This window comes from Agarivorans sp. 1_MG-2023, from assembly GCF_030548385.1.
Taxonomy (GTDB): Bacteria; Pseudomonadota; Gammaproteobacteria; order Enterobacterales; family Celerinatantimonadaceae; genus Agarivorans.
In genome coordinates, this window is the sequence record NZ_JAUOSJ010000008.1 from 23496 (window position 1) to 43082 (window position 19587).

19 protein-coding genes are annotated in these 19587 nt (G+C 44.8%); 10 read left to right on the top strand and 9 right to left on the bottom strand.

Features of this window, described 5'->3' with window-relative positions; genetic code table 11:
* Nucleotides 1-157: 157 nt before the first annotated feature.
* Nucleotides 158-706: a thioredoxin family protein gene (locus tag Q4592_RS12870; protein WP_303513687.1), complete on the bottom strand. Its 549-nt coding sequence runs from the start codon at nt 704-706 to the stop codon at nt 158-160.
* Between the two features lie 275 nt (nt 707-981).
* On the opposite strand from Q4592_RS12870, the gene Q4592_RS12875 reads away from it, so the two are divergent.
* From Q4592_RS12875 to Q4592_RS12890, 4 genes are read left to right on the top strand one after another with little or no spacing between them, the layout of a single operon-like run.
* Nucleotides 982-1953: a CsgG/HfaB family protein gene (locus Q4592_RS12875; protein ID WP_303513690.1), complete on the top strand. Its 972-nt coding sequence runs from the start codon at nt 982-984 to the stop codon at nt 1951-1953.
* Nucleotides 1953-2279 (top strand): hypothetical protein, encoded by a 327-nt coding sequence (locus Q4592_RS12880; protein ID WP_137675335.1) that lies wholly within the window; start codon nt 1953-1955, stop codon nt 2277-2279. The genes Q4592_RS12875 and Q4592_RS12880 overlap by 1 nt, the downstream gene beginning before the upstream one ends.
* Complete coding sequence (locus tag Q4592_RS12885) at nt 2280-2648, top strand: DUF4810 domain-containing protein (protein ID WP_303513694.1); 369 nt, start codon at nt 2280-2282, stop codon at nt 2646-2648. It begins immediately after the preceding gene.
* 1 nt (nt 2649) lies between these two features.
* On the top strand, nt 2650-3285 hold the full coding sequence (locus tag Q4592_RS12890; protein WP_137675333.1) for a GNA1162 family protein: 636 nt from the start codon (nt 2650-2652) through the stop codon (nt 3283-3285).
* A gap of 43 nt (nt 3286-3328) precedes the next feature.
* Here Q4592_RS12890 and Q4592_RS12895 read toward each other — a convergent pair whose 3' ends face one another.
* Entirely contained in the window at nt 3329-4318 is a 990-nt protein-coding gene (locus tag Q4592_RS12895) for a LacI family DNA-binding transcriptional regulator (protein ID WP_303513699.1), read from the bottom strand.
* A gap of 351 nt (nt 4319-4669) precedes the next feature.
* On the opposite strand from Q4592_RS12895, the gene Q4592_RS12900 reads away from it, so the two are divergent.
* The 6 genes from Q4592_RS12900 to Q4592_RS12925 are packed head-to-tail and all read left to right on the top strand — an operon-like array spanning nt 4670 to nt 10603.
* Nucleotides 4670-5722, top strand: coding sequence for a sugar phosphate isomerase/epimerase (locus Q4592_RS12900; RefSeq protein ID WP_303513702.1), 1053 nt, complete (start codon nt 4670-4672; stop codon nt 5720-5722).
* A gap of 10 nt (nt 5723-5732) precedes the next feature.
* Nucleotides 5733-5909: a hypothetical protein gene (locus Q4592_RS12905; RefSeq protein WP_303513706.1), complete on the top strand. Its 177-nt coding sequence runs from the start codon at nt 5733-5735 to the stop codon at nt 5907-5909.
* Nucleotides 5902-7071: a Gfo/Idh/MocA family protein gene (locus tag Q4592_RS12910; protein ID WP_303513709.1), complete on the top strand. Its 1170-nt coding sequence runs from the start codon at nt 5902-5904 to the stop codon at nt 7069-7071. The genes Q4592_RS12905 and Q4592_RS12910 overlap by 8 nt, the downstream gene beginning before the upstream one ends.
* The gene (locus Q4592_RS12915; protein ID WP_303513711.1) at nt 7058-8593 is read left to right on the top strand and encodes a sugar ABC transporter ATP-binding protein; all 1536 of its coding nucleotides are present in this window, start codon (nt 7058-7060) and stop codon (nt 8591-8593) included. The genes Q4592_RS12910 and Q4592_RS12915 overlap by 14 nt, the downstream gene beginning before the upstream one ends.
* Nucleotides 8590-9591, top strand: coding sequence for an ABC transporter permease (locus Q4592_RS12920; protein ID WP_235836274.1), 1002 nt, complete (start codon nt 8590-8592; stop codon nt 9589-9591). Before Q4592_RS12915 ends, Q4592_RS12920 begins: the two co-directional genes overlap by 4 nt.
* Nucleotides 9592-9628: 37 nt before the next feature.
* Complete coding sequence (locus Q4592_RS12925; RefSeq protein WP_303513717.1) at nt 9629-10603, top strand: substrate-binding domain-containing protein; 975 nt, start codon at nt 9629-9631, stop codon at nt 10601-10603.
* A 126-nt stretch (nt 10604-10729) separates the two neighbouring features.
* Here Q4592_RS12925 and Q4592_RS12930 read toward each other — a convergent pair whose 3' ends face one another.
* Genes Q4592_RS12930 through Q4592_RS12960 form a run of 7 tightly spaced genes read right to left on the bottom strand, consistent with a single transcriptional unit; the run spans nt 10730 to nt 19554 of the window.
* Entirely contained in the window at nt 10730-11419 is a 690-nt protein-coding gene (locus Q4592_RS12930) for an SIMPL domain-containing protein (protein ID WP_303513720.1), read from the bottom strand.
* Nucleotides 11420-11439: 20 nt separating this feature from the next.
* Nucleotides 11440-13371 (bottom strand): EAL domain-containing protein, encoded by a 1932-nt coding sequence (locus Q4592_RS12935; protein ID WP_303513723.1) that lies wholly within the window; start codon nt 13369-13371, stop codon nt 11440-11442.
* Nucleotides 13372-13380: 9 nt separating this feature from the next.
* Entirely contained in the window at nt 13381-14052 is a 672-nt protein-coding gene (locus Q4592_RS12940) for a transglutaminase-like cysteine peptidase (RefSeq protein ID WP_303513725.1), read from the bottom strand.
* Between the two features lie 9 nt (nt 14053-14061).
* Nucleotides 14062-14664: an OmpA family protein gene (locus Q4592_RS12945; protein ID WP_137675324.1), complete on the bottom strand. Its 603-nt coding sequence runs from the start codon at nt 14662-14664 to the stop codon at nt 14062-14064.
* Nucleotides 14664-15959, bottom strand: coding sequence for a TolC family outer membrane protein (locus Q4592_RS12950; RefSeq protein WP_303513727.1), 1296 nt, complete (start codon nt 15957-15959; stop codon nt 14664-14666). The genes Q4592_RS12945 and Q4592_RS12950 overlap by 1 nt, the downstream gene beginning before the upstream one ends.
* 48 nt (nt 15960-16007) lie before the next feature.
* A complete protein-coding gene (locus Q4592_RS12955) occupies nt 16008-17402 on the bottom strand; it encodes an HlyD family type I secretion periplasmic adaptor subunit (RefSeq protein ID WP_303513729.1) in 1395 nt (464 codons plus the stop codon).
* Nucleotides 17395-19554 (bottom strand): type I secretion system permease/ATPase, encoded by a 2160-nt coding sequence (locus Q4592_RS12960; RefSeq protein WP_303513731.1) that lies wholly within the window; start codon nt 19552-19554, stop codon nt 17395-17397. Before Q4592_RS12960 ends, Q4592_RS12955 begins: the two co-directional genes overlap by 8 nt.
* Nucleotides 19555-19587: the final 33 nt, after the last annotated feature.

Here is a 19587-nt window from a genome sequence, read left to right on the forward strand (position 1 = left end):
GTGCTTTGCTCTAACATAATCAATACTAGCTTTGCTTCGTGAAACGTAAAACAGCCTTAAGTTTGAATTATTATCAATTACTTTTTGATAATTTTTACTCTAATCTTTTAAGAACATAGTTGTCTCCCAACAACACCACGTAAGTAAAAACCAGCTGTTAGTTTCGCCATTTTATTGAGCAGCCCATACTTGGCACTTGCTCTTTTGGTCCTAGATCTGTTGCGGCGATTAGCCGCATTGCATTAATTAGCTCAGGCGTTCTAACCGATGCTTCCCCCATGCGAGCATCATCTAAACGCCCTCGGTATTGCAACTCTCCTCGGTGATTAAAGCCAAAGAAATCAGGCGTACATACCGCCTTGTATTGCTTACCTACCACTTGGTTTTCATCGACCAAATAAGGAAACTCAAAAGCATGTTTTTTGGCAAACAGTTTCATGTTCGCTGGTGAATCTTCAGCGACCGTCCGGTAGTCATTCGACATAACAGCCAGTACATTGATTCCTTCACTCATTAGCTGCTTAGTGTCTTCGGCTAAGCGTTCAGCAATTCGTTGAACATAAGGGCAATGATTACAAATAAACATAATCAACGAGCCTTTATCGCCTAAGTGCTCACTCAGGGTATAAGCATTTCCGTCAGCATCTTTTAAGCTAAAGTTAGGAGCCTGCCAGCCAAAATCACAGATGGTGGAATCTAATAGCATCGATAATCCTTACACGACAAAACAACAATTAATTCGCTTTAAGATAGCAGATAAAACCAATTGTAGGCGTTCAATACAAAATGAATTGTTTGGTGACTTTATAGCCATTTCACAAATCTAGAAAACAAAGGAAGAGTAATGCTATGTCAATGAAAAACAGTACATTTCCGTTTTATACTATTTTATAAAAATACTTATCAGATCAAACCTTCCGCATCGCATTGTGATATATTCCCATCACTATTGATAATGGAAATATTAATGTGAGTTTACTTATGACAAAACAACCCCATCGTATCGGATTAGCAATATTAACCTCGGTCCTACTATCGGCTTGTTCTACTCAGTCCCCTCAGGTTGAATCAGTCGAGAATAATAACTCGCAAGAGCAACAACTCGAAGCTCAACAAGCCTTAACAACTCCTGCCCAACCTCTACTAAAGAGAAAAGTGGCTTTGGGCCGTATAACAAATGAAACGATTTACGGGAAAAGCCTACTCAGGGACTCAAAAGGGGACGTATTAGGCAAGCAGGTAACGGATATGTTATCTAAAGCTCTGACAGAGTCAGGAAGTTATTTAGTATTCGAACGCCCTGATATAGAACGCTTAAAAGACGAAGCAGCCCTGACCGGTGAAAGCTTGGATTTAATCGGTGTAGATACACTAATTATTGGCTCCCTAACAGAGTTTGGCAGAAAAACTGAAGGTGAATCAGGATTTCTGTCTTCAACTAAGACGCAAGTAGCACATGCAAAAGTAGACCTGCGCTTGGTCGACTCTAAAACCGGACACGTTTACCACTCTTTATCTGGTGCCGGCGAAGCGTCGACGGAATCTGCTTCAGTAGCAGGGTTTGGGTCTAAAGCTTCATATGATGGCACACTCAATGATTTAGCTATTTCCAACGCTATTTCTGATGCGGTCAACAAACTAACAGCGCAAATCCAAAAAAGGCCTTGGAAAACTGACATTCTTGCCATTGAAGACGGACTCATTTACATCAGTGGTGGTGCAAGCCAAGGTGTTTCCGAAGAAATGGAGTTTGATATTGTCACCAAAGGGAAAGAGGTAAAATCCAAGCAAACAGGATTTACAGTTACTCTTCCTGGTAAGAAAGTAGGAAAAATCAAAGTTATTCAACTATTCGGCGAAAGCGAAACCAATGAGGGCGCGATCGCAGAGGTAATTGATGGCCCAATGAATAATTTAGACATTACCACCGTTGACGTAATGGAGACCAAATAATGATTAGAAATACTCTTATTGTTCTGCTGCTAAGTTTAGTCGGCTTGTCAGCATGTGTACAAATGCCCACGTCTACCAGCACAACGATAGATAACCGACCACAATTGTCATTTATTGCCGCATCAGAGCAAATAAATTTAAGCGATTATTCTGTTTGGGTTGACGGTTTAGAGTCAGGACTTGCTTCAGATTACCAAGCTGAAAAAGCCGCTCTAAGAGTGTTATCTGGCACTCACCAAATTGAGCTAAAAAAGGCTGGTGAGATCATCCAAAAAGAGACCATTTACTTGGGTGATGGCGTTACTAAACATATGGTAGTGAACTAAATGAACGATTTACGATTTTGCTTAATACTATTTGTTAGTTTTTTATCTGGATGCACGTCAACGCAAACGACTCTTTATAACTGGGGAGGCTACGATGAAGGTATTTATGAGTATTACTACGACCCTGTTGAAGCGGCAAACTTTCCCGAATTAATGGAAGCTCATATTCTTCAATTAGAAAACAATAATCAGACTCCAGCGCCAGGTCTTTATGCTGAAGTTGGAACTTTTAAACTGAAAACAGGCGATACTAATAACGCGATCAGTTTTTATAAAAAAGAAGCTGAAACATGGCCAGAAAGTAAGCCTTTAATGGATGCCATTGTACAAAATCTAGAACGACAAACTGATACTGAAGAGAGTAAATAACATGTTAAAGCCATTAGTTTTGTTTTTCATGGTAACTCTTTTAGCAGCTTGCCAGTCTACCCCTGTTCCTGAACAAGAATTCGACCTAGGAGAGCCTCGTTCAATTCTAATCTTACCCGTGGTTAACCATAGTGTAGATGTTGAAGCCCCGCTTTCAGTTTACAGCTCACTACCAGTGATGCTAGCTGAAAAAGGCTACTATATTTTTCCTATCAATACGGTGAAAACTATACTGGAATATGAAGGTCTATATGAAGCTGAAGAGATCCATCAACTACCAAGCACTTCTTTAGCAGAAATGTTTAATGCAGATACGGTTCTCTACGTAACGATTAACCGCTGGGACACAACATACCTATTACTTTCTAGTACCACAATTGTGGATATCTCATACGAGATTCGAGGTAAACAAGGAGAAGTCCTTTGGCAAGCCGACAAGCATATGGAATATACCCCGCAGAATTCTTCTACAGGAAACTTACTAGGAGATTTAATCGGCGCTGCAATTACAGCGACAATTAATCGAGCGGCGCCTGATTATATGCCTTTAACAAGAACAGCTAATTACCAAGTGTTTTACGGTGATGCCGCTACTTATCTACCAAATGGCCCTTACTTACCTGAAGCGGTGAAATAGTCACTTCAACAAAGGCCTATAAGTTTAAATAAACCAATAGGCCTTACTTTTTCGGCGAAGTACAACTGGCTCGGACTAACAACTGGGTAGGAACAATAGTGTCTTGGTTGGCTTTTCCGCCTTGCAAAATCTTCATTAAGGTATTAGCTGCCGTTTTGCCTATATCTTCTTGAGGCTGGCGAATGGTGGTGAGTTCTGGGTTGGTATATTCAGCAAATAGCAGATCGTCGAAGCCGACTATTGATAAGTCTTGCGGCACTTTTATGCCCAGCTGTGTAGCGGCTTTCATTGCGCCCAGTGCCATCATATCGTTAAAGCAGAATAATGCGGTCATTGCATAATGCTGATGCAGGCGCATAAACGCGCTATAGCCTGATTGAAAACTAAAATCACCATCCTCAAAAGCGGCTTCATCGCTCTCTATATTTACTTGCTGCAGGCCATCCTGATAACCGGCTTTTCGGTCTACACATATTGGGTTTTCCATAGGTCCTGTAATGCAACCTATTCGGCTATGGCCGATATCTAGCAAATAATCTACCGCCCGCTTGGCCGAGCCTCGATTATCAATTCGAACAGTAGGAATCGGAAAACCAGGGAAATACTCACAAGCCATGACCATGGGTATTTCGGTGCCTTGGCGAATTTCCATCGGCAGTTCTGCGGTCAGTGAAATAATGCCATCGGCTTGCTTACTGCGCACTAAATCCATATAAGCCTTAGCTTGTGCAACGGTATGAATAGAGTCCCCCAGCAGTACCTTATAGCCATTATTTAAAGCGACTTGCTGAATACCACGAACAATACTGGCAAAAAACATGTTGGCAATATCTGGCACAATAACCACTATGGTCTTGGACTCACTACGGCGTAAATTACGCGCAATAACGTTGGGCGAAAAGCCTGACTCCGCCACCGCTAATTCCACCTTCAAGCGCGTTTTTTCAGACACTTTTTCGGGGTTCATCATCGCACGTGATACCGTTGCGGTAGAGACTCCCGCCAACTTGGCAACATCTTTAATGGTCGGCATAGTGCGTCCTTTCTAGCCACAAAACTTAGCAAAAACTGCTTAAACTCTGCACAAAATGTAACGGATTACATCAATTATTGTAAAGTACTTTATTTTAAATCACTTACAGTCGCCCACCCTCAATCGTTCAAAAAATAAACTTTTACAGCCGTCACATTTTCGCAACATCATCTAGATAAAAGGAAAAATATTGTATAAGTTTTATTCAGCTACTAAATAAATGCCATGCAATGCGGCGAACTAAGCCACTAGCCCAAACTGGGAGCATGGTTTTTTTAAACAATAAAATGTAATCGATTACATTGATGGCGATGAACGGCATCACTCTAAACATCGATAAAAGGATTGCTGATGAAAACTCTTCAAGGACCAGCCTTATTCCTCGCCCAATTTGCTAGCGACGAAGCGCCCTTTAATTCACTCGCATCAATATCCGCTTGGGCGGCTAGCGTGGGGTATAAAGGAGTACAAATGCCCTCTTGGGATAAACGCTTATTTGATCTAGAGCGCGCAGCAGAAGATCTCTCATATTGCCAAGAAGTATTAAGCCTACTCAAAAACAATGGCCTTACCCTTACCGAGCTTTCTACTCACCTTCAAGGGCAGCTTGTGGCGGTACACCCAGCTTACGATGAAATGTTCGATGGATTCGCTCCTGAATCAGTAAGAGGCAACCCCAGCCTTCGCCAAGAGTGGGCCGTAAACCAAATGCTACTCGCAGCAAAAGCCTCTAAAAACTTAGGTTTACGCGCACACGCTACTTTCTCGGGTGCATTACTTTGGCCTTATATGTACCCATGGCCACAGCGCCCGCAAGGTTTGGTTGAAACGGGCTTTGCTGAACTGGCTAAGCGCTGGCTACCGATCCTTGATGCCTTTGATGAAGCAGGTGTAGATGTTTGCTACGAGATCCACCCCGGAGAAGATTTACATGACGGCATTAGTTTTGAAATGTTCTTGGAAGCAGTTAAGCAGCATCCGCGTTGCAATATCTTGTATGACCCTAGCCATTTTGTTCTGCAGCAACTGGATTATTTAGACTTTATTGACCGTTACCACCCTCGAATAAAAATGTTCCATGTAAAAGATGCTGAATTTAACCCAACCGGGCAACAAGGTGTATATGGCGGTTATCAAAGCTGGACGGAACGCGCGGGGCGCTTTCGCTCGCTAGGTGATGGCCAAGTGGACTTTGTTGGTATTTTTTCCAAGTTAGCACAATACAACTTCGATGGTTGGGCGGTGGTTGAATGGGAATGCTGCCTCAAACATCCAGAAGCGGGGGCTATTGAAGGAGCCGCCTTTGTCGAGCAGCACATCATTGAAGTCACCGACAAAGCCTTCGACGATTTTGCCGACAGTGCCATCGACCAAGCTGCCAACCAACGTATTTTAGGTTTGTAAGGGGTTATTCATGAATAGAACTAGATTGGGCATGGTAGCCGGTGCACCCAAAGGGGTAACTTACCAACAAGGTAATAGTCGCCTCACTAGCAAGGTGTTATCCCACTATAACAAGCTAACCCAAAGTGCCATTAACCACGCCGCCAGCAAAGGCATTATTGGCTTGCAAGGAGAGCATCATGGATAGAATTAAACTAGGAATGGTTGGCGGTGGCAGCGGAGCATTTATTGGTGCTATTCACCGAATTGCTGCTCGCTTGGATAACCATTATGAATTAGTTGCAGGGGCTTTGAGTGCTAATCCAGAGCGAGCGGCACAGTCGGCGCTTGATCTGGGCATTGCGAACGAACGCAGCTACAGTGATTACTCAGTGATGGCAAGCGCTGAAGCCGCTCGTAAAGATGGTATTGAGGCGGTAAGTATTGTTACCCCTAACCACTTGCACTTCCCCATTGCTAAGGCATTTTTAGCGGCTGGTATTCATGTAATTTGCGATAAACCCATGACGTGCTCGTTGCATGAAGCCTTAGAACTGAAAAACCTTGCCAATAACAGCGGCAAGCTATTTGTACTCACTCATAATTACAGCGCCTACCCAATGGTTCGCCAAGCTCAGCACATGGTGAATGAAGGGATACTCGGTAAGCTGCGCTTAGTACAAGTAGAGTATGCCCAAGACTGGCTTACTACTGCGGCAGAAAATACCGGCAATAAACAAGCCGAATGGCGCACCGATCCAAAACGCTCTGGCCCAGCAGGTTGCTTAGGCGACATTGGCACTCACGCCTTTAACTTAGCCGCGTTTATTAGTGGTTTACAGCTTGAGCAAGTGAGCGCTGAATTAAGCACCTTTGTTGAAGGACGAGTATTGGACGACAATGTTCAAGCCATGCTGCGCTTTGAACAAGGTGTGCGCGGTATGCTGTGGAGTTCGCAGGTTGCCCCAGGCAATGAAAACGGCTTACGCATTCGAATTTACGGCAGTGATGGCGGCCTTGAATGGTCGCAAGAGCACCCCAACCAATTACTCTACAGCCCTTTTGCTCAACCCAGTCGTATCCTCAGTCGCGCAGGGTACGGTTATCAATCAGAGGCTGAACACCTAGCTCGAACACCAGCAGGTCACCCTGAAGGTTACCTAGAGGGTTTTGCCAACCTTTATACCGAAACAGCTCAAGCTATACGGGCGGCCCGTAATGGTGATTCTCCCGCCGAGATTTTAAACAACAGTTTGTTACCTGGAGTGAAACAAGGTGTAGAAGGTTTGCAGTTCATCAACGCGATGATTCATTCCTCACAAAACGATGGCAAGTGGACACCTTTGGAGAATGTGCATGAGCTTACCTGAACCCATTTTAAGCTTAGAGAAGATCTCTAAAAGCTTTTCCGGCGTGCAAGTGTTGCATGCGATTAGCGTGCAAGTAAACGCCGGAGAAGTAATGGGGATTTTGGGTGAAAATGGCGCGGGGAAATCCACTCTGCTTAAAATCATTTCAGGGATTTACCAACGCAGTAGTGGGCGAGTATTGGTGGCTGGAGAGGCGGTAGAAATCACCAGCCCTAGTGATGCTAAAGCCTTGGGCATTGCAATGATCCCGCAAGAATTTAACTTAATTGCTAGCTTAAGTGTCTTTGAAAACATCTTTTTAGGCCAAGAGCTAAAAGGTCGCCTATTACTCAACAAAAAAGCGATGCGCCAACGCACTCACCAACTGCTGAATTTACTAGAGACCCAGCTATCGCCAGATGCACTAATCGAAGAACTTAGCGTGGCTGAAAAGCAAATGGTGGAGATTGCTAAGGCCCTGGTCAACGAAGCGCGCATTTTGATCATGGATGAGCCCACCACCGTGCTTACCAGCCAAGAAGTGGAAGTGCTGTTTAAGCTTATCGACAAACTAAAAGCGCAGGGTGTCACTATTTTATTCATTTCTCACAAACTAAAAGAAGTGAAACAACTCTGCGACCGTTTGATTATTTTGCGCGATGGTGAGCTGATATCCGTCGATCAGGTTAGCGAAATCAATGAGCAAGACATGGCGCGAAAAATGGTAGGGCGCGAACTCAACCAAGTGTTCCCTCCTCGCTCACAAGTACAACGTAAAGTTGCCTTAAAGGTAGAAAACTTGGCGGTTAAAAATCTATTAAGCAACATCAGCTTTGAAGTACGCCAAGGCGAAGTACTGGGGTTTGCCGGGTTAATAGGCAGTGGCCGCACCGAAACCGCCGAAGCCATTATGGGTTTACGCCGCCGCCAAACAGGCGACATTTATGTACAACAGCAAGCGGTACAAATTCACAGCATTAAAGACGCAGTAAAACATGGCTTAGCTTATTTAAGTGAAGATCGTCAAGGCTGCGGTTTAACGATGAACTTTAATTTGCCTGAAAACATTAGCCTTATCTCACTAAACAACTACAGCAAAGGCTTTATTAATCACGCTCAAACCCGAGAAAAAGCCCAGCAATATGTTCGAAAGTTCGATATTAAAGCCGCCTCATTGGATACCGAATTGCTCTATTTGAGCGGAGGTAATCAGCAAAAGGTGTACTTGTCTAAATGGATGGACACTCAACCACAAGTACTGATTTTAGATGAGCCTACCCGCGGGGTAGATGTAAATACTAAAAAAGAAATTTACCACTTTGTGCAGAGCATGACCGAGCAAGGTTTAGCGGTAGTGGTTATTTCATCAGATATGGAAGAACTCATTGGGCTCGCTCACCGGGTATTGGTGATGCGCGAAGGTCAGATTCAAGGAGAGTTACATGATCAGGACATCAACGAACAACAAATCATGTTTTTGGCCGCAGGTTTGCAAAGCCAGGCAGCGCCGTTATCTGCGACGCTACAGGAGAACCACCAATGAGTGAGGTAGCCAAAATGGATACTAAATCTAACTCTTCGTCAGCTAGCTGGGTAACTAGGCTACCTAAATTTACACTCTCTAACTGGGCACCGTTAGTTGCGTTATTGGTATTAGTGGTACTTTCTGCCATGGCCAGTGAGCACTTTCTCATCCCTAGAAACCTTACCAATGTATTACGCCAAGTGTCTTATACCGGCATTATCGCGCTAGGGATGACTTTTGTGATTATCGCTGGCGGCATCGATTTATCGGTAGGCTCCATGGTGGCATTAGTGGGCGTATTGGTGATTATGCTGCTCAACTATATGGGCGATGGCTGGATGGCGGTAACCGTATCAATAGCGGCTGCCATGGCCATGGGAGCCGCTTTTGGTGCGGTAAATGGTTTACTTACCACCAAGGGAAAGATTACCGCCTTTGTTGCCACCTTAGCCACCATGTCTATCTTTCGCTCGCTCACCCTATACATCAGTGATGCCGGAGAAATGGTCTCGCAAAACAATCACTACCCAGATATTGGCGGCGGCTACTGGATGGGTATTCCTATTCCGGTGTGGTTGTTTATTGGCTTAGCCTTTGTGGGCCACATCATTTTGCGCCATACCGCTTTTGGTCGCCATGTGTGTGCGGTGGGGTCAAACCCCAAGGTTGCCACCTACTCGGCGATTAACGTTAAGCGGGTTTACTTTTTAACTTTTGTGATTGTGGGATTCACCGTGGGTTTGTCTGCGGTAATGCTGTCATCACGTCTTAATTCGGTGAGCCCCGGTGACGCGGGTTTGTTTTACGAACTGGATGCCATTGCCGCGGTAGTTATTGGCGGAACCTCGCTAGCGGGCGGCAAAGGCACACTATGGGGCACCGTTATTGGTGCCATCATCTTAGGCATTATTAACAACATGCTGAACTTAATGGGGGTTTCACCCTATTTACAAGGAACGGTAAAAGGTTTGGTTATTTTGATTGCAGTGTTAATGCAATTCAAACGTGACCGCTAAAACCAAGCCGTAGATAACAAACAAAGGAGAGTAACTCATGCGTTTATTGCAACACATAGGAAAACTACTACTTGCGGCTATGCTAATTGCCTCGCTGGGCATTAATGCGGCGGTAGCCAAAACCTTAAAAGTGGGTGTATCCGTTCCCTCAGCAGATCACGGTTGGACAGCCGGTTTACTTTGGTGGGCTGAAAAAGCTGCCGCAGACTTTAAGAAAAGTGAAGATGATGTTGAGTTCTACGTGGTGGCTGCGAGCTCGGGCTCTAAGCAAGTGGGCGATGTAGAAGATTTAATGATTAAAGGCATTGATGCCTTAGTTATTTTGCCGCACAACCCAGCCACGTTGCAAAAAGTGATTGAAGAGGCTTATGGCAGTGGTATTTATACCGTAGTGGTAGACCGCGAGCTTGAAACCCCAGCGCAAAACGTGTTTATTGCCGGCGACAATGCAGGCCTAGGCAGCGTGAGCGGTGAATGGTTAGCCAAGGAAATGGATGGCAAAGGCAAAGTGGTAGTGATTGAAGGCATGTCGATCCCGATTAATAAGCAGCGGGTAGATGCTTTTAACGATGTTATTGCCCAGCACAAAGGCATGAGCATACTAGACAGCCAGCCTGCTGATTGGTCAACCCAGAAAGCCTTAGCCGTAATGGAAAACTACTTACAAAAACACCCTGAAATTGATGCGGTTTGGTGCCAAGATGACGACATGTTAAAAGGCGTGATGCAGGCAATTAAAGAGTCTGGCCGAACCGATATTAAAACAGTACTTGGCGGTGCAGGCTCGCAAGACATCATCAAAATGGTGGTAGATGGAAACCCAGTAGTGCGTGCTACCGTGACTTACCCGCCGAGCATGGTGGCCTCTGGCATCGCATTAGCGATTACTGGCGCTCGTCATGAAATGCTAGGTAAGATGTACCATAGTGCGCCATCGCGAGTTATTTTGGCGGCAGAATTGGTTGATACAAATAACGCTAGCGAGTTTGTCGTGGCCGATGCCGCATATTAGTACGCGACTGAGTTAAATCACTTAACGGTAAAGTTAAATTTTACCCACAAAAAAGCGAAATAGACCTAGTCTGTTTCGCTTTTTAACGCCTCACCTCAGCAACTGATTAAGGTAATAACCCGGATACTATTCTTCAGTCAATAACTCAAAGCTCACATCAACACTGTCGTTATACGTTAACTGCGCCGCTTGATAAGAACTTGCACCAGCATCTGCAGCGGCCATGCTAACCCGTTCAATCTTCATTAATGGAATAGCAGACTGATTACGGTAGTTGATCTCAACCACAGGGCCTAGTTGGCCATTATAGCCATCGGCTAACTGCTTAGCTTTAACGTAAGAGTCGGCAATAGCCATTGAACGCACTTGTTGCTTGTGTTGGTCTTCTTGCGAGCTTTTATACTGCAAGTTACGCACTTCATTCACGCCACTCAACATGGCTGCATCGAGTACTTGAGTAAGCCCGTCTAAATTAGCGAGTTCAACAATAATGCTACGCTGTGCGCGATAACCTACAAATACCCGCTCACGATCTTGGTATTTATATTCCGCTTGAATTTGCAGTTGGCTGGCTTCAAAACGGTCAGAGTCGGTTAACAAACCGGCTAAGTTAGATTGAGTCACTTTTACTACTTGATCAACTTGTTGCTTAGCGTCACTGGCGGTTTTCGCCAAGCTGCTTGCATGTAGGTCTAATTGAACTTGGTCTGCTATAACCACCAGCTTCGCCTCACCGCTGGTATGTAACAAAGCCGCAAATGCTGGCATGGTAGTCACGCTACAAGCCAATAACACTGGTAATAAAATCTTCTTCATCTCTACCCCTTTAAACTTCACTATTCAGCCAATTTAAAACGCTGAGGAGGTGCAACATAACCCTGATAGGCGTCCACTGGCAAGGCCGATAACAATTCTACCTGCTGCTGGTTCTCTACTCGTTGCGCCACCGTTACAATTTGTAAGTTCCTTGCAGCCCGGCAAATGGCACTAAGGAAATGAGTATCACCCTCTTCTGCCAGCGCTTGAGCGGTATACCCATAATCAATTTTCACGTAATTAGGTTTTACCCTGCTTAAATAGCTTAATGAGTTTAAATTACGCCCGTATTGATCAATCCCAATCTGGAAGCCTAACGCTCGCAACAAGCCTAAAGTTTTTTCCAACTCTGCATTTTCTTGGAGAAAAGCCGTTTCCGGGATCTCAAAGGCCATTCTGTGAGCGACTGATTTAAACTGCACTGCAGCCCCACCCAACCAAGTTAAAAAACTTTGCTCACTAATGGCAGACAACGTTAGGTTAATGGCTAAACTTAAATCCGCATGTTTGCTCAGCGCACTGGCGGCTTGCTCAACCACCATTTGGTCAAACTTGGCACCTAACCTAAACTGCTCAACTGCAGGCATAAATTGCCCTGCCGCATAGTGCTGAGCGTCTACTTCAATTGTTGTAAATAGCTCATGGTGCAATACTTTATCGCTATGGATAAAATTCACAATCTGGGTTTTGTAAGCTAAGCTCTGGCGGCTAATGGTGGTTTCTAACAACTGCTTCCACTGGCTGCGTGGAATATGCGTATGCTCCACATCCGCTAAACTAAAGAACCCCTCTCGCAGCTCCCGTGCGACATGCAAAGCAGTATCAGCAGCAGTCAGTAGTTCGCCAATGTTTTCGTCTTTTTGGCGCAATACCAAGCCAATCACTAACGGCCGTGGCATGTATTGTTTCCACGTTGCTAAGCGCTCTAAGATGTCTTGGTGAACTTGCTGTGCTAAGTCCAGCAACTGTTGCTGATCAAATCCCTCGGCTAATACCGCAAACTCAAGATTACTGATACGCGCAAACACTAACTGTTGCTGCTGTTGGGTATAAGCAGTAAACAGCTCGCCAACTGAATGGATAAATTCATCGCGGGCGCTAAATCCTTCTTTTACATGGATCGCTTCGATAATGTCTAAAGATATTAAGGCTAAGCCGCCCACCCCAGATTCTGCCAACCATGACTTACTTTGATTAATAAAATAGGCGCGGTTCCCTAAACCGGATACCGAATCTTGAAAAGCTTGCTCGCGTAATGCGTTGGCTTCTTTAACTTGGCTTTCAAACTGCAGAGCGATGTTGTCAGACATATGATTAATCGCCCCCACAACACTGCGCAGCTCTAGAGTATGCGGCAGCGGAATAGTTTGGCCAAACTCGCGTTGCTCGATCAACTTAGCTTGCTGCTGGATCTGCTCTAGTGGCTTAAGTACGTAACGCAGCGCCCGCATTAACATAAGCACCGTGGCTAAGTAACCCACTACAAATAACTTGGCGAGATCTACCATGGCATTCCATAGCTGCAAATAAGCAAAGCCAGAATGCCCCACCACGGTTAGCTCGCCTAACTGCATCCACCCGCTGGTAAGCACTTGCTGCTGAGAACTAGGCTGGAATAGTTCAAAAGAAGTAAACCATTCTGGTACCCCTTCAATTGCACTGCTGTTTTGGCGATCTATTACGCTCTCGTCGGCAAATAGCGTCAAGCTAATTTGTTGGTAATAACCACTATCGAACATGGCATTAATTACCGACTCAGCCCCTACTACATCATCATCTTCCAAATAAGGGCTTAAAGATAAACCCAAAGAGGTGCTGGTATTGTTTACATCCGATAATTGCTGCTCAGACAAATAGCTACGGGTATTGCCAATTTCAATACTGAACACTACGGCTAACAAACCTCCGTAGATAAGCAGTACTACAATCAACAATTGTCGATATAAGGTCATAGTGTTCCCCTAAGCATCAAAATTCTTTATCGGTTTTTTAAGTTTATTCAGTCGCCAGCGCTGCTGTAAATCAGTCCACAATTTCAAACGACTCGATTTACCCGCCAGCTGGCCGCGGCCTTTTTCTTTCATCAACCAAAGATGCTGACCATTAAAGCTGTAAATAGGCACAAGGTCATCACGCTGAGTCGCGGGTAAAATAGTTGGGTTGATGTTGTCGAGAATAATCGGCACAGATGAAGGCGTTTGATAATAAGCCACCACCATATGAAATTGGTTGTAGGTAAGTGATTTTACATAAACTAAGCGCATTTTCTCATCACTTACGCCTAGCTCAATCAGTGAGAAATATTTGGCAATACTGAAGTCGTCACAGTCACCGGCTGCTGCGCCCAAAAACTCTACAGGTGTCGCCCAATAGTCTTTTTGGCCCCAAACATCGATATCGTCGACAAACTGCATTTGATTGAAGAAGTCATTCACGGTGTGCAGCTGTTCTGTTTCCGATAGCGCATGGCCGTCGCTAATCACCTGCCGCCAGGCTCTTACGCGTTGCTCGGCTTTATCACCATAGAAAGAGCGAACGGTTGCGGCGAGTTCTTCTAGCTGATAACCGGTGGCAAGAATGAGTACTGGCCAAAGCAGTACTAGCATCCACCACCGAGCTAGAAGACGCCGCATCTAGAGTCTCTACTGTTTTAAATGAGGAGTGTAGATAGACCAACGAGGAACAACTTTGCGGTACTCTTCTTGAACAAAGATTCTCGCTCTACGATTAGCTGCCTCAGATTGCTCAGAATCTCCCGCTACTAGCAGCTCTTCTTCACCAATGGCTTCTAGCTCTATGCGCTCAGCTGGCACCGCATAATCAGTAATCAATTGCTGACGAACACTCGCCGCTCGACGCTTAGAAAGTTTCAAGTTGTAAGATTTACTACCACTGGCACTGGCGTAGCCTTCAACGCTGATTTTAACCTCAGGGTATTTTTGCATGAAGTCAGCCACTTGTTGCAACTGAGGCTCAAATTCACCAGTAAGTTTACTGGAATCGTGGCCAAAAAAGACCATTAATTCGTAACCGTCATCAATGCTTTGAAATTCAGAACAGCCGTCGTTATCTACTGCGGCTCCTTCTTCAGTATCAGGGCAAAGGTCTCGTTCATTAATCACACCGTCGCTGTCTTGATCTTGACGGTCATAGTTGGCGGTTTCAGCCTTATAAGTTTCGGCAGATTGACTACACGCAGTTAGAGCTAAAATAGCGGCTGCGACAATTAAGCTTTTGTTGTTCATTAAAAGTTCCAGTCCTCAGGTCGGTTAACACGTAATGCTTCAAGCAGTAGGCCGGTAGCATTTAGTAAGCGGTATTTAGCACGCAGCTCATCGATATCTGCGCCAATAAATTCGTTTTGAGCTTCGAAAAGTTCGTTTTCGGTATTTAGTACATCAAGCAAGCTACGCTTGCCTAAATTGAATTGTTTTTTGTAGGCCTCAACCGTTTGAAAGCTCGCTTCAACGTGTTGTTGTAGAAACGATTTCTGGCGCACTAATACATCCCATGCGTTCCAGGCTAAACGAGTGCCTTCGGTGACTTGTCGGTGGGCGTCATCTCCCACGGCCTTGGCGCGATTTACATCATAAGCACTGCGGCGAATTTCGGCAGCATCACTACCACCATTGAATAAGTTGTAACGCAAACGCAGCATGGCTGCTAATTCGTAGTCTTTGGTATCATCGTAACCTTTACGGTTATTATCCCAATTACCATCGAGCTCCACGGCTATCTCAGGGTAGTTGCTGGCTTTGGCTACGGTGTTTTGGGCGTTGGCTGCGGCAACATCAAACTGAGCAGCTTTTAGGGTAGGATGAACATCTAATGCTGCGGCCAAAGCAGCATCTAAATCAGCAGGTAACAAGGCAATATCAGCGCCGGGTAGCACCAAATCATTAGGTAAGGTATTCACCACCCGTAAAAACTGAGTTTGTGCATCAAGTAGGTTATTTTTAGCCGATAACGCGTTAGTTGTAGCACGCGCTACCCTGCCGTTTACTTGGGTTAAATCGGCACTAGAACCCACTCCTGAATCGGTGCGTTTTTTAATGTCTTTTTGAATGGCTAAGTGAGTTTGCAGGTTACTATCTGCGAGTTCTAACAGTTGTTCTTGCTTTACGACTTCTAGGTAAACATCGACGACCCGCAGCGCGATGTTTTCAGCGTCGTTATATAGCAGCCACTGATCGGCTCGCGCTTCATTTTCAGTACGCGACACTTCACCTGTGGTAGCAAAACCACTAAACAAGAGCTGACGAATGCTAACCCCAACTTCTGTTGGAGTACCACTTTCTACCTGAGGCTCTTCGGTTTCTGTGCGAGCCCAGCCCGCTCCAGCAGTTAAATCTACGGTTGGGTAGTAGCCACCTTTAGCCCCTTGGTATTGCTCGGTACTGGCTTTAAACTGGTTAAAAGAAGATTGTAACTGAGGGTGCTCAGTTAATACTTTAGCCACCGCCTGCTCAAGAGACTGAGCACAAGCAAGGTTAGAGCCCATTAACAGACCTGATGCTAAGGTCAAGCTCAGCTTATTCATTAACACTCCTTGTCATTTGCTAAGCAACGGCTTAGCAAATACACATTCTTATCGTTCGCGTAGCGCAGATTGTTGCGCTTTAATTATTGGTTTTAATAGATAATCTAAAATACTTTTCTTACCCGTAATGATATCCACACTTGATAGCATTCCTGGAATAATCGGCAATGGTGTATCGTCTGTACCGAGATAATTCTTGTCGGTTCTCACTCTCACCAAATAATAACTATTGCCTTCTTCATCTAAAATAGTGTCTGCACTAATATGTTCTAGCTGCCCGTCTAAGCCACCATAGATGGAAAAGTCGTAAGCACTGAATTTAACAACAGTTTTAAGCCCCGGGCGAAGAAATGCAATATCTTTCGGCTGAATTTTCGCTTCCACCAATAACTTATCTTCAATTGGTACGATTTCCATGATGCTCATGCCCGGCTGAACCACACCACCAACGGTATTAATGTAAATCTTTTTAACCGTGCCTTTAACCGGCGAAACTACCGAGGTTCTGTCTACCCTATCACGCAAGCCCACTTGCCCTTCGCTCAGTGGTTGTAGCTCAGCTTCAATTTGATTCAGCTCTCGGCGCGCTTCGCTTAAAAACGCTAACGCAATATCACGGCGCTTATATATTGTTTCGGCAATCGCGCTGCGAATTTTAGGTTCAAGTAATTTGCTGCTTTGTAACTCACCCTTTAAATCGTTCGCTTGTCGGCGCAATTTAAGAATTTCCACTTGCGAAACAATGCCTTCTTCCGCCAAGGGTTTGGTAATTTTTAGTTCTTCTAATACTAAATTGTAACTTTGATTTACGTGCAAGATTTTGGACTTTAGCTCCACTATCTCTTGTTGTTTCTGATCGATTTGCCCTGCAGTAATAGAAAGCTGATTTTGCAAGGCTCGTAAGCGAGCGGTTTTTTGTAGTTGCTGGCCGGTCACTTCCGATGGGTATTTCAACTTAAACTCATCGTTAAACTCGATTTCTACATCGGTAACTTTTACCTGTTCTTGCCATTGCTCGAACGCCAAATTAGGGTCTAACTGAATACTGGCAATTTCACTTCTTAAGCGAGCAACATCACCTTCTAGGTTTATCACTCTTTGCTCTTGCTCGCGAAAGTCTGAGCGAAAACGAGTATCGTCGATAAGTAATAAGGGCTGAGCAGGTTCTACTTGCTCGCCTTCCCTAACCAAGATTTGTTTAAGGATACCGCCTTCCAAGTTTTGAATTGTTTGAATCTGTTGAGATGGGATCACCTTGCCATTGCCAATAGTGACTTCATCTACCTGAGCCCAATGCGCCCAAGATATTGCGCTCACTAGTAAGACAAAAATAAGCCACAACAAGCGACGCGAGCGACGCGGTGTTTTCATCAACATTGCGGCGTTAATGTCATCAACAAACTTAAGCTCTGCCTCAGAAATATCAGGCCTTTGCTTACTCATTGGGAGACCTCACTTTGCCGCTGCGTAATAGCTCTAATACTTCCGCTTTAGAACCATTGGCCACTACTGCTCCTCTATCTAATACAATGATACGGTCAACCAGATCTAACATCGACATCTTGTGAGTGATTAAAATAAAGGTTTTGTCCTCTGCTACTTGCTTTAATCGAGATTTAACTAAGTTCTCAGAGAACGCGTCCATACTGCTTGTTGGTTCGTCTAACACTAATACTGGCGGGTTAAACAACAAAGCGCGGGCTAATGCGACCGCTTGGCGTTGTCCACCAGAGAGGTACTGACCTCGCTCGCCAACTTGTCTGTCTAAACCCTCTGGGTCAACGTCAGTAAACTGCGTCACTCCGGCAAGCTCTGCGGCACGGAAGATTAGCTCATCTTCAATGTGCGGTACCCCTAGCGTAATGTTGTCTCGAATAGAACCATAAAATAAATTTATGTCTTGCGGTAAACAGCCGATTTTTTGGCGAACATCCGCCGGGCTAATTTGCTTTAAATCGACACCATCGAGGCGAATGGCACCTTGCTGGGGTATATAAAAACCGAGTAATAGTTTTTCTAAGCTGGTTTTTCCCGCGCCAATTTTACCAATAATGGCTACTTTCTCTTTGGCTTTAATTGAGAAGCTCACTTGCTTCAAAACTTGCTGTTCACTGCCAGGATAAGTAAAGCTCACATCGCTAAAACTAATCGCACCATCAAAATGAGAACGATGCATATAGCGCTCTAAATTCTCATCTGGCAGCTGCATAATATCTTCAAGGTTTTCTAAGGCTGATTGCGCTTGGTTATATCTTGTAGCCAATAGCGACACCTGAGAAAAAGGCACTAACGCTCGCCCAGTTAACATAACTGCGGCAACTAAGCCTCCCATCGAGAGATTACCTTGAGAGATTTGGAATACCCCCACAACTACCAGTAATACAGTAGTACTTTGTGAGACAAAGGCATTCACATTACCTACCGAGGTGGCAAGCTTTTTAATAGCCATATTCCAAGTAGCAATGTTACCAACGAGCTCTTCCCAATTATGTTGAAACTGGCTTTCGGCTCCTGCCAATTTAAGGGATTCGATACCATTTAAACTCTCAATTAAGTGAGCATTTTTTTGGCTAGCAAACCGGCTGCCTAACTCAACTTCTTGATGCATTTTCCGTTTGATGTAAAACGAATAAAGCAGCATTAATACTGCAGCCCCTGCTGGCACTAACGCCAAGGGGCCAGCCACCAAGGCGATGACTAACAAGAACAGCAATGAGAACGGTACGTCAACCAAGGCAGCAACCGTAGAAGAAGTAATAAACTCTCGAATAGAATCAAATTCTTGCACGTTTTTAGCAAAAGCCCCTACCGACGGAGGCCTTACTTCTGCCTTTATGTTTAACAGTTTTTCAAAAATTCGAGCAGACAACAAAATGTCCGATTTTTTAGCCGCTAAATCCAGCGTATAAGCGCGCATTTGCTTTAAGGCAAAATCAAACACCAATACCAAGGCCATACCTGCGGTAAGCACCCACAACGTATCAATGGCTGAGTTTGGCACGACTCTGTCGTAGACGTTCATAACAAACAGCGGTGAAGCTATCGCAAACAAGTTGAGGAATAACGATGCCACCAAGGCATCCCGATAAATGGGCGCAGAACGACGCAGAGTATTCCAAAACCAATGGCCCTGCTTGTTGCTCAGGGATTCCGGCGAGCGAGCGTCAAAACGGTAGCGTTTGCGCACATAGCAGCAAAAACCCGTGTAGTCTGGGGCGAGTTTGTCTAGAGAGATGGTTTCATGGCTATCTGGAAGTTCTGGCCAAGCTACTTCAACAGAATCAGAAGTACGTGAAACGAGAACACACGAACGACCATCTTTTAACAATAAGATACAGGGTAAGAGTAATTCAGGAATTTTGCCGATAGGCTTTTTTACAAGGGATGCATCCATGCCTGCTCGCAAAGCAGCACGCGGCAATAAAGCCGGTGTGAGCAGCCCTTCTTCCAAAGGTAATCCCGCTGACAACGCTCGAGCAGAAAAAGGCTTACCATAAAACTTGGACAAAAATACCAAACTGTTCAGTAAGGGATCAATGCGTTCTGCGGTTACATCTAAATCACGATATTGCTGCTGTGGTTTTGCGTCCTGCACCTAGCATCCTTTCCTAAATATAAAACATCAAGA

Bases quoted from the DNA above. Each gene is read 5' to 3' on its own strand.
- Q4592_RS12895 (WP_303513699.1), bottom strand. From the start codon at position 4,318: ATGCCGACCATTAAAGATGTTGCCAAGTTGGCGGGAGTCTCTACCGCA.
- Q4592_RS12875 (WP_303513690.1), top strand. From the start codon at position 982: ATGACAAAACAACCCCATCGTATCGGATTAGCAATATTAACCTCGGTC.
- Q4592_RS12880 (WP_137675335.1), top strand. From the start codon at position 1,953: ATGATTAGAAATACTCTTATTGTTCTGCTGCTAAGTTTAGTCGGCTTG.
- Q4592_RS12915 (WP_303513711.1), top strand. From the start codon at position 7,058: ATGAGCTTACCTGAACCCATTTTAAGCTTAGAGAAGATCTCTAAAAGC.
- Q4592_RS12900 (WP_303513702.1), top strand. From the start codon at position 4,670: ATGAAAACTCTTCAAGGACCAGCCTTATTCCTCGCCCAATTTGCTAGC.
- Q4592_RS12890 (WP_137675333.1), top strand. From the start codon at position 2,650: ATGTTAAAGCCATTAGTTTTGTTTTTCATGGTAACTCTTTTAGCAGCT.
- Q4592_RS12955 (WP_303513729.1), bottom strand. From the start codon at position 17,402: ATGAGTAAGCAAAGGCCTGATATTTCTGAGGCAGAGCTTAAGTTTGTT.
- Q4592_RS12910 (WP_303513709.1), top strand. From the start codon at position 5,902: ATGGATAGAATTAAACTAGGAATGGTTGGCGGTGGCAGCGGAGCATTT.
- Q4592_RS12870 (WP_303513687.1), bottom strand. From the start codon at position 706: ATGCTATTAGATTCCACCATCTGTGATTTTGGCTGGCAGGCTCCTAAC.
- Q4592_RS12920 (WP_235836274.1), top strand. From the start codon at position 8,590: ATGAGTGAGGTAGCCAAAATGGATACTAAATCTAACTCTTCGTCAGCT.
- Q4592_RS12930 (WP_303513720.1), bottom strand. From the start codon at position 11,419: ATGAAGAAGATTTTATTACCAGTGTTATTGGCTTGTAGCGTGACTACC.
- Q4592_RS12925 (WP_303513717.1), top strand. From the start codon at position 9,629: ATGCGTTTATTGCAACACATAGGAAAACTACTACTTGCGGCTATGCTA.
- Q4592_RS12940 (WP_303513725.1), bottom strand. From the start codon at position 14,052: ATGCGGCGTCTTCTAGCTCGGTGGTGGATGCTAGTACTGCTTTGGCCA.
- Q4592_RS12885 (WP_303513694.1), top strand. From the start codon at position 2,280: ATGAACGATTTACGATTTTGCTTAATACTATTTGTTAGTTTTTTATCT.
- Q4592_RS12935 (WP_303513723.1), bottom strand. From the start codon at position 13,371: ATGACCTTATATCGACAATTGTTGATTGTAGTACTGCTTATCTACGGA.
- Q4592_RS12945 (WP_137675324.1), bottom strand. From the start codon at position 14,664: ATGAACAACAAAAGCTTAATTGTCGCAGCCGCTATTTTAGCTCTAACT.
- Q4592_RS12905 (WP_303513706.1), top strand. From the start codon at position 5,733: ATGAATAGAACTAGATTGGGCATGGTAGCCGGTGCACCCAAAGGGGTA.
- Q4592_RS12950 (WP_303513727.1), bottom strand. From the start codon at position 15,959: ATGAATAAGCTGAGCTTGACCTTAGCATCAGGTCTGTTAATGGGCTCT.